This window comes from Candidatus Symbiopectobacterium sp. NZEC135 (assembly GCF_025962695.1).
This window is the reverse complement of the sequence record NZ_JAGFPF010000945.1, coordinates 1-823: the sequence shown is the minus strand read 5'-3', so window position 1 is coordinate 823 and position 823 is coordinate 1. Positions and strand designations below refer to the sequence as shown.

Annotated in this window: 1 protein-coding gene; it reads left to right on the top strand. The window is 60.4% G+C overall.

What is annotated here, in order from left to right; translation table 11 throughout:
• A partial coding sequence (locus J5224_RS31625; protein ID WP_264628933.1) for a putative Ig domain-containing protein occupies window positions 1-823 on the top strand: 823 nt, incomplete at both ends.

Sequence of the window (823 nt, the reverse complement as noted above, 5' to 3'; positions counted from 1 at the left end):
ACTATACCTTGCCGCAAAACCTGTTTACCGATGCCGATAACGACACGTTAACCTGGAACGTCAGCGGCTTGCCGGACGGGCTGAAGTTTGATGCAGCAACCCGCACCCTTTCAGGCACGCCTACGGCGTCTGGTGAATTTACCGTGACGCTCACCGCCAGCGATGGCAAAGCGCAAGCCAGCCATGCGGTCACGGTGACGGTAGCGCAAGCACCTGATGTCGAGCCGGATAACAGTGCTCCGGTGTACAACGACCAAGCCGGGCTGAATCTGGGCGCACTGCAAGCGGGTAGCGCCTATCACTACACCTTGCCGGAAAACCTGTTTAGCGATGCTGATAACGACACGTTGACCTGGAACGTCAGCGGCTTGCCGGACGGGCTGAGCTTTGATGCAGCAACTCGCACCATTTCGGGTACACCCGCCACATCAGGCACGTTTACCGTGGTACTCACCGCCAGCGATGGCAAAGCGCAAGCCACGCATGCGGTCAATGTGACCGTCGCGCAAGCCCCTGTGGAGCCGCAGCCGGAAACGCCAGATAACTCGGCACCGGCCCCGGTGATCCTGACCACCTCGTCGGCAAGCGTGCCCGATGCATTGAATGAACGGGAACAGGAACAGCCCTTAAGCGCAATCGTTGCGGCGCTGTCTCAAACGTCTTCACCGGCAGCACACGCTACGTTTTCCGCGGAATTTGCGGCAGCGCAGTCTCACTCCGCAGCAGAACGCACTGCCGCGCCCTGGGTGCTCGATCCCGTGATGCAAACGCTGCTGCCGCCGCTGGAAACGGTGAATTTTGCCGCGCGCGGCAACACGGTTCA